The sequence below is a fragment of the Pseudomonas sp. 1152_12 genome (assembly GCF_052850675.1).
This window is the reverse complement of the sequence record NZ_VXCW01000005.1, coordinates 457720-466301: the sequence shown is the minus strand read 5'-3', so window position 1 is coordinate 466301 and position 8582 is coordinate 457720. Positions and strand designations below refer to the sequence as shown.

General features: G+C 59.7%; 8 protein-coding genes. 3 read left to right on the top strand and 5 right to left on the bottom strand.

Annotated features, from left to right (window positions below):
* Window positions 1-478: 478 nt before the first annotated feature.
* The 4 genes from FW764_RS12490 to FW764_RS12475 form a co-directional block, all read right to left on the bottom strand.
* Complete coding sequence (locus tag FW764_RS12490; protein WP_065901419.1) at window positions 479-1258, bottom strand: ABC transporter permease; 780 nt, start codon at window positions 1256-1258, stop codon at window positions 479-481.
* Window positions 1255-2187 carry an ABC transporter ATP-binding protein gene (locus FW764_RS12485; RefSeq protein ID WP_446434175.1) on the bottom strand — a complete coding sequence of 311 codons (933 nt, stop codon included), beginning with the start codon at window positions 2185-2187 and terminating at the stop codon, window positions 1255-1257. Before FW764_RS12485 ends, FW764_RS12490 begins: the two co-directional genes overlap by 4 nt.
* Window positions 2188-2321: 134 nt before the next feature.
* Window positions 2322-2939, bottom strand: a complete 618-nt coding sequence (locus FW764_RS12480; protein WP_446434174.1) for a glutathione S-transferase family protein — start codon at window positions 2937-2939, stop codon at window positions 2322-2324.
* A 56-nt stretch (window positions 2940-2995) separates the two neighbouring features.
* Complete coding sequence (locus tag FW764_RS12475) at window positions 2996-3655, bottom strand: transglutaminase-like domain-containing protein (protein WP_446434173.1); 660 nt, start codon at window positions 3653-3655, stop codon at window positions 2996-2998.
* 191 nt (window positions 3656-3846) lie between these two features.
* On the opposite strand from FW764_RS12475, the gene FW764_RS12470 reads away from it, so the two are divergent.
* Both FW764_RS12470 and FW764_RS12465 read left to right on the top strand, forming a co-directional pair.
* Window positions 3847-6294, top strand: coding sequence for an acyl-CoA dehydrogenase (locus tag FW764_RS12470; RefSeq protein WP_446434172.1), 2448 nt, complete (start codon window positions 3847-3849; stop codon window positions 6292-6294).
* A 74-nt stretch (window positions 6295-6368) separates the two neighbouring features.
* Window positions 6369-6776 carry a PA2817 family protein gene (locus tag FW764_RS12465; RefSeq protein WP_083359297.1) on the top strand — a complete coding sequence of 136 codons (408 nt, stop codon included), beginning with the start codon at window positions 6369-6371 and terminating at the stop codon, window positions 6774-6776.
* Between the two features lie 129 nt (window positions 6777-6905).
* Here the strand turns inward: FW764_RS12465 and FW764_RS12460 are convergent, their stop codons facing one another.
* Window positions 6906-7838, bottom strand: a complete 933-nt coding sequence (locus tag FW764_RS12460; RefSeq protein ID WP_446434171.1) for a LysR family transcriptional regulator — start codon at window positions 7836-7838, stop codon at window positions 6906-6908.
* An 89-nt stretch (window positions 7839-7927) separates the two neighbouring features.
* Between FW764_RS12460 and FW764_RS12455 the strand changes: the two genes are divergently transcribed.
* The gene (locus tag FW764_RS12455; RefSeq protein WP_446434170.1) at window positions 7928-8554 is read left to right on the top strand and encodes an alanyl-tRNA editing protein; all 627 of its coding nucleotides are present in this window, start codon (window positions 7928-7930) and stop codon (window positions 8552-8554) included.
* Window positions 8555-8582: the final 28 nt, after the last annotated feature.

Below are 8582 nucleotides of genomic sequence, written 5' to 3'. Positions count from 1 at the left end.
ACCGCATTCGCGAGCAAGCCCGCTCCCACATTAGATTGAGTTCAGCCACCAAGATCAGGTCGGCTAGCAGGCCGCCTCGGTTTTGCTTTTGATTTAACCACTCAGGTCGGCTACTAGGCCGCCGTGCTCTTGATCTGCTTTTGATCTTGATCTTAGACGCCCCGTTAAACCACGCTGGCCGAACACAGGCTTTGGAGCGGGGGCACACCGAGCCTAGGCGAGGTGCCGAGTGGTGGGGCAAGAGCCCTTTTGGTTACTTTTGGCTGGGCCGGCATTCCGGGCTCTTTTCCAAAAGTGACCCGCTGTAAGAGCGGAACCCATAGCAGCCGTTACCCAAATAACGGATATGTACCCAGCGCCCCCACGACAACCACAGCACTCAACCAATACCTATGCTGCAAAACTCCCCCATTAGTTCCGCGCACCCAATAAAAAACGGCCTCATCAAGAGGCCGTTTCTTTGCAACCGACTAACTACTTACGTACGCATCCCACGCCCGCTCACCAGCAACCGCGCGCAACCGATATACAGCACCACGGTGGCTACCAGCATAAAGGTAATCGCCACACTGATCTTGATATCCGACACACCCAGGATGCCGTAGCGGAAGGCGTTGACCATGTGCAACACCGGGTTGGCCAGCGACACGGTCTGCCAGAACGGCGGCAGCAAGGTGATGGAGTAGAACACCCCGCCCAGGTAGGTCAGCGGCGTCAGCACGAATGTCGGGATGATCGAAATATCATCGAAATTGCGCGCAAATACGGCGTTGATAAACCCCAGCAGCGAGAAGATCGTCGCCGTCAGTACCACCACCAGAAGGGTAACCCCAAGGTGATGCACTTGCAGGTGGGTGAAGAACAGCGACAGCAAGGTCACGATCACGCCGACCATCAAACCACGCAACACGCCACCCAGGGTGTAGCCAATCAGAATGGTGTGGGGTGACACCGGCGACACCATCAGCTCTTCGATGGAGCGCTGGAACTTGCTGCCGAAGAAACTGGAAACCACGTTGCCGTAGGAGTTGGTGATCACCGACATCATGATCAGGCCCGGCACGATGTACTCCATGTAGGTGAAACCACCCATATCGCCGATCTGACGGCCGATCAAGTTACCGAAGATCACAAAGTACAGGACCATGGTGATCGCTGGCGGCAGCAAGGTCTGCGGCCAGATCCGGGTGAAGCGCTTCACTTCGCGGTAAACGATAGTCTGCAGCGCGACAATGTTGGGTTGCAGTTCGGAACTCATACCGCCACCTTCGCCAGGTTTTTCTCCACCAGGGACACGAACAACTCCTCAAGGCGATTGGTTTTATTACGCAGGCTCAGCACTTCAATGTTCTGGGCCGCCAACTGGGTAAACAGCGCAGTGATGCCCATGGCCTTGTCCACCTGGATCTCCAGAGTGTGAGCGTCGACCAGGCGGCTTGGGTAGCCGAGCAGCTGCGGCGCCACCGACAGGTTGTTTTTGACGTCCAGCAGGAAGGTTTCCACATGCAACTGGCCCAACAGGTTACGCATGCTGGTGTTCTCGACGATGGTGCCGTGGTCGATGATGCCGATGTTGCGGCACAGCTGCTCAGCCTCCTCCAGGTAATGCGTGGTGAGGATGATGGTGATGCCCTTCTCGTTCAACTCAGTGAGGAAGGTCCACATCGAGCGACGCAGTTCAATGTCCACACCCGCGGTCGGCTCGTCGAGGATCAGCAGACGCGGTTCGTGCACCAGCGCGCGAGCAATCATCAAGCGGCGCTTCATACCACCCGACAGCGAACGCGAAGGCACGTCGCGCTTGTCCCACAGGCCCAGTTGCGTCAGGTACTGCTCGGCGCGTTCCTTAGCGATTTTCGCCGGGATGCCGTAGTAGCCAGCCTGGGTCACGACAATATCGAAGGTTTTTTCAAACTGATTGAAGTTGAATTCCTGGGGCACCACGCCGATGCAACGTTTGAGCGCCGCCGGGGATTTGTCCAGGTCATGACCGAAGATATTCACCGTGCCGCTGGTCTTGTTGACCAGGGTCGAGAGGATGCCGATGGTGGTGGACTTACCGGCGCCGTTGGGGCCGAGCAAGGCGAAAAAGTCACCTTCGGCAACGTCCAGATCGATACCACTCAGGGCCTGGAAACCGTTGCCGTAGGTTTTGGTTAGCTGCCGGATGGACAGAGCGGAACTCATATCGGAATACGCACCAAAGAAGGGAATAGGAACAGTAGATGAGGGCGCAGCCCAGGTAGTTCAACGGCGGCGCATGGCAGGCATGTTGCTTGCCTGCGCCGCACAAGTACAGTCACGCGTATTAATAGTGGGTATTAAGTCAACGCGGTCATTACGGCTTTGCGGTACGCCGGGCGCTGCTGCAAGCGCTGGTACCAAGCCTCTAGATGGGGCATCGAAGGGCGTTCGATAGGCATTTCAAACCAAGCGTAAATGAAACTGCCCAGCGGGATATCACCCATGCCAATTTCGTCGCCGGACAGGTAAGGTTGCTCGGCCAACGCCTGCTCGACGGTTTGGAGCACATCAATACAAGCCTGACGCCCGGCGTGGATGGTGCCCCAGTTCTGTTTTTCCGCCGGAGTGCGCAGTACCCCCCAAAACACGATCTTGAAAGGCTCGGCAAAAGTGGACGTGGTCCAATCCATCCACTTTTCGGCATTCGCCCGCGCTTGCAGGTCGCTCGGGTACCAGCTCGAGGCCTGCTTGGCGCACAGGTACCGCACGATGGTGTTGGATTCCCACAGCACAAAGTCGCCATCTTCGATCATCGGCACCCGGCCATTGGGGTTCAACGCTCGGTATTGCGGCGTGTCGACCACACCAAAAGCCCCGCCCGCATCAATTGCTTCATAGTCCAGGCCGAGTTCCTCGGCGCACCACAGTGCTTTCCTGACGTTTGATGAATTCTTACGACCCCAGATTTTCAGCATGACCGCGCCTTATTGGTGATAAACATGGCTTGATGAACGCAGCAGCATACGCCGGTTCACGTGCGGCTTAAATCGCCCTGCATATCACCCAACAGTATCGGCATATCCTCGGCAAACAGGTGCGGGTAACACTGTTGAATGTGTGCGAAGAAAAACGCCTCGGGCACGTCAGAAAATTGCCCGTGGTCCAGTACATATTCCATCGAGCGTTGGCCCTGGCGGTTGAAGGCGTGGAACACGCTGTCGTTGATCCCATCGAAAGCCAGAGGCGGCACATCAAACAACTCGCACAGCTGGCTGTTGAACGCAGGCGTGGCCTTGACCCAACGCCCGCGCAGGTACAACTCGGTATAGCCGTGCATGGCGAACACATCGCTTTTGAGCAAAGCGATCAGGCGCGGCGTCGACAGGTGATTGCGCACATCCGCCAGGCCAATGCGCGCCGGGATGCCGCAGTGGCGGGCACAGGCGGCGAGCAAGGTGGCCTTCGGCACGCAGTAACTCTCACCTGCGGCCAGCGCGAAGCTGGCGCTCAAGGTGCCTGGGTCGCGGCTGAAGGTGTAGGGGTTGTAGCGAATCGCCTCACGCACGGCGTAATACAGACTGACTGCCTGGTCACGCAGATCCGCGCTGGGACCGCGATGTTTTTCCGCGAACTCCACCACCGCAGGGTGGTCACTATCGATGAAGCGGCTGGGACGCAGGTACGTATCCATGAGCGTTATCTCCGAAGGAAGCCTTGAGTCTAACGACAGGTCTGCCCTTGCGATAACGACGATTCGGCCAAATGTCGGCGCCTGGTGATCGGTGCTTCCTGTACAACTCGTTACACGCTTATCACCGCGCTTTTTCGGATGCCGACTAAGCTCCATGGTGGTTTCGCCCCTGGTTTCACGGAGGATTGAATATGCTGTTGTTGTGGATACTGGTTCTGGTGGTCGGCATTGCTTACCTGGCACACCGCCGCACCGCGCCCCTGCCCGCCCTGGGCGTGGTCGCCGTTTACCTGCTGGCGATGGGCGCCTGGAGCCACGCACCGGGTTGGCTGCTGCTGATCTTCTGGGTGTTGATCGCGGCCGTGGCCCTGCCCTTGCTGCTGCCCGACCTGCGCCGCCAATACTTCACCAAGCCGCTGTTCAGCTGGTTTCAGAAAGTCCTGCCGCCGATGTCCGAGACCGAGCGCGACGCGATTGATGCCGGCACCGTGTGGTGGGATGGCGAACTGTTCAGCGGTCGCCCCGATTGGGACAAGTTGCTGGCCTACCCCAAGGCGCAACTGACCGAAGAAGAACAGGCCTTCATCGACGGCCCCACGGAAGAACTGTGCGCGATGGTCAGCGACTGGGAAATCGGCCAGGCCATGGACTTGCCGCCCGCGGCCTGGGAACACATCAAGACCCATGGCTTCTTCGCCCTGATCATTCCCAAGGAGTACGGCGGCAAGGGTTTCTCCGCCTACGCCCACTCCCAAGTCGCGATGAAGCTCGCGACCCGCAGCGGCGACCTCGCCTCTACCGTGATGGTGCCCAACTCCCTCGGCCCAGCCGAGCTGCTGCTGCATTACGGCACTGACGAGCAACGCAACCACTACCTGCCGCGCCTGGCGCGTGGCGATGATATTCCGTGTTTCGCCTTGACCGGCCCGCTGGCCGGCTCCGACGCGGGCGCCATGCCCGACACCGGGGTGATCTGCCAAGGTGAGTGGGAAGGCAAGGAAACCCTCGGCCTGCGTCTGAACTGGGAAAAACGCTACATCACCCTCGGCCCGGTCGCGACCCTGCTGGGGCTGGCGTTCAAGGCGTATGACCCGGATCACCTGCTGGGTGATAAAGAAGACTTGGGCATCAGCCTGGCGCTGATCCCCACCGACACCCCCGGCGTGGAAATCGGCCGCCGTCACTTGCCGCTGGGCGCTGCGTTCATGAACGGCCCCAACTCGGGCAAAGACGTGTTTATCCCCCTGGAATTCCTCATCGGTGGCCAGGAAATGCTCGGCAAGGGCTGGATGATGCTGATGAATTGTCTGTCGGTTGGCCGCTCGATCTCCCTGCCTGCAGTCGGCACCGGTGCGGCCAAGTTCACCAGCCTGGTGACCGGTCAGTACGCCCAGGTGCGTGAGCAGTTCAACGTACCGCTGTCGGCCTTCGAAGGTATCCAGGAAGCCCTGGCGCGCATTGGCGGCAATGCCTGGCTGATGGACAGCGCGCGCATGCTTACCGCCAACGCCGTAGACCTGGGAGAAAAACCCTCGGTGCTGTCGGCGATCCTCAAGTACCACCTTACCGAGCGCGGTCGCGAGTGCATCAGCCACGCCATGGACGTGCACGGTGGTAAGGGCATCATCATGGGCCCGAACAACTACCTGGGACGTAACTGGCAGGGCGCGCCCATATTCATCACCGTGGAAGGCGCAAATATCCTCTCGCGCAACCTGATGATATTTGGTCAGGGCGCGATTCGTTGCCATCCGTTCGTGCTCAAGGAGATGGCCCTGGCGGGTCGTGAAGACCGGGACCAGGCACTCAAGGAATTCGACGGCCTGCTGATGCAACACATCGGTTTCGCCGTGAGCAACGCCGCGAGTACTTTGGTACTGAACTTGGGCGTTGGCCACTTCGAAAAAGCCCCAGGCAACCGCCTGAGCCAAGGTTACTTCCGCGCGCTGAACCGCCAGGCCGCCGCGTTCGCCCTGCTCGCCGACTTGAGCATGATGCTGCTGGGCGGCGAATTGAAACGTCGCGAACGCCTGTCGGCGCGCCTGGGTGACGTGCTGAGCCACATGTACCTGGCGTCGGCCGCACTCAAGCGTTATCACGACCTGGATTCGCCGGACCATTTGGAACCGCTGTTCGCCTGGGCGATGGAAGAGAGCCTCGGCGAGTCGGAGCGCGCGCTGGATGAGCTGCTGAGCAACTTCCCGAACAGGGTGCTCGGTTGCCTGCTGCGGGTCATCGTGTTCCCGTTCGGGCGTCGTCATACCGGGCCGTCCGATGCACTGGACGCCGAAGTGGCCGCGGTGATCGGTCGTGCCAAAGGCGACCCGACTCTTGAAGAGTTGCTGGCCGGCTGCTATCGCCCACAATCGGCGGAAGATCCGGTGGGTGCCCTGCAACACGCCTACGACCTGCTCGGCGCCAGCCACCCGCTGCAGAAAAAACTGCACGCAGCGCTGAAAAGCGGCCAGGTCAAGCCAAGTGCCGGCGAGCATGCCATCGATGCCGCGCTGCATGCCGGCGTGCTGCAGGCGGCCGAAGCGCAAACCCTGCGCGACGCCGAGGCGGCACGGCGCAAGGTGATCGACGTGGATGATTTCAGCAAGGAAGAGCTGACCCAGGCTGAGGGAAAAGTCCGCTGAGTCGAGCGGTCATATAAATACGGGCGCGTGAGCTATATACTCTCGCGCCCGTTTTTGCTTTGAGGACTTATCTCGTGTCCAACGTCGTTGCCGATCATCTCGTCTTGCTCGACCACTTGCGCAGCATCTTGGTTGCCGTCGGCGAAGCCGAACAGGTGCCCGAGGAAAGCCATACCCTGTTCCTGGAGCGTTTCGACGAATTGCGCGCCCTGCTGCCAATCGACCCGATCGAAAGCCAATACTTGGGCCAGGACATAATGAGTCAGGTTATCCTGCGCTACCCGCAAATCGCCCACTTGGTGCCGCGCGACCTGCTGTGGTTCTTTGGCGGTGACTGCCTGCACTTCATGCCGGATGAAGAACTGGACCTGTACCAGGCCCTGGAAGAGCGCCGTTTCGAAGCCGAACAGAACGACGAACCGTTCGACTGGAACCAGGAAAAACAGCTGCTGGCCATGCCGCAGGACCAGAGCAAGCACTGATCCCCAGGCCACAGCAGAATCAAATATGGGAGGGAGCTTGCTGCCGATAGCGGACTGTCAGTTGGCCTTTTGATCAACTGACAAATTGCCATTGGGAGCAAGCCCCCTCCTCCAGTTTTTACTGCATTCCTACCTTCGACGCAGTGTAGGTTCGCGCGCCATGCATGCCACCAGATAATCAATGAACACTCGCAACTTCGGCGGCAAATAACGGGTTGGCGAATGCAGCAACCACGCCTCGCCATGGTAAGACGCAATAAAATCCCACGCCGGCAACACCTGCACCAACCGCCCCTCCTCCAACGCATGCCGCGCAGTGAAGTACGGCAAGCTGCCAATCCCCACATGCTGCAACACCGCGTCCAGCCTTACCCCTGTGTGGTTCGCCGCATAACGCCCGCGCACCCCCACGGTCACAGCCTTGCCACCCTGACGGAATTTCCAGCGCGAATCCCCGGGGGTTTCTCCCAGGTAAATGCAACTGTGCTCGAGCAAATCATGGGGATGGCCCGGCGTGCCATGCTCCGCCAGGTACTGCGGCGTGGCGCACAGCAAGTGTTCGATGGGCAGCAATTGTCGGCCAACCAGACCGGGGGGCGGGCTGTCGGTGATGCGGATACTCAAGTCGACATTGTCGTCGATCAGGTCCACATGCCGATCCTCAAGAATCAACTGCACATCCACCTTCGGATAACGGCGCAAAAACTCCGGCATATGCGGGTGCACCACGAATCGCCCCACAGCCTTGGGCACACTGACCCGCACCAGGCCTTCGGCTTCGTGGGTGAACTGGCCGCTTATCTCCATCACCGAGCGCGCCGCGTTGACCATCTCCTGGCAACGCTTGAACACCTCTTCACCGCCCTCGCTAAGGCGCAGTTTACGCGTGGTGCGTTGCAACAGGCGCGTGGCCAACGCCTGTTCCAGGCGCGAAATGCTGCGGCTCACCGCCGAAGGCGAAACGCTGAGTTGCCGCGCCGCTTCAGAGAAGCTGCCGGTTTCCACTACTTTGACGAAAATCGCCATTTCACCCAGCAACGGCAAAGGAAGATTGATGCTCATGACGCACAGGTCCATTGATAATTGAACGGATTATCACCCATCCGCGCACTATTTATACTGCCCGCAGAACCCTGACGCGGATGTAGATGATGACCGAGCGCCTGTTTTTTACCCACGACCACCTGACTGCCGAGCTTGAAGTGCTGACCTGTACCCCGCACGAGGGCGGGTTTGCCGTCACGTTGCAATCAACAATCTTCCACCCGCAGGGCGGCGGCCAACCCTTCGACACTGGCTGGCTCGGCGACAGCCAGGTGCTGCGCGTCACTCAGGAAGCGGATCACGTGGTGCACTACGTCGACCAGCCGGTGGAGCCCGGCCGGATCACCGCACGGGTCGATGAACAACGCCGCGCCCTGTACACGCGTCTGCATTCCGCCGGGCACCTGATTGGCAATGCAGGGGAAAGCCTGGGCTGGATGCCGATCAAAGCTCATCACTGGCCAGGCGAATGCAAGATCACCTTTATTCGTGGCGAAGCCGCACAAATCATGGACGCCGAGGCGGTTCAACAACAGATCAACCAATGGATCGCCGCGGACTATCCGCGTCACATGGCCTTGGAAGATGGCACCCGCGAAGTAGGCTTTGGTGAATTACCCGCCTACGCCTGCGGCGGCACGCATGTGCGGGCGTTGAGCGAGTTGGGCGAGGTGACGATACTGGGCTTGTCAGAGAAAAAGGGCACGCTGTCGGTGCGCTACAGTCTCGACTGAAAGACGGCGGGCTCGCGACAACAAGCCC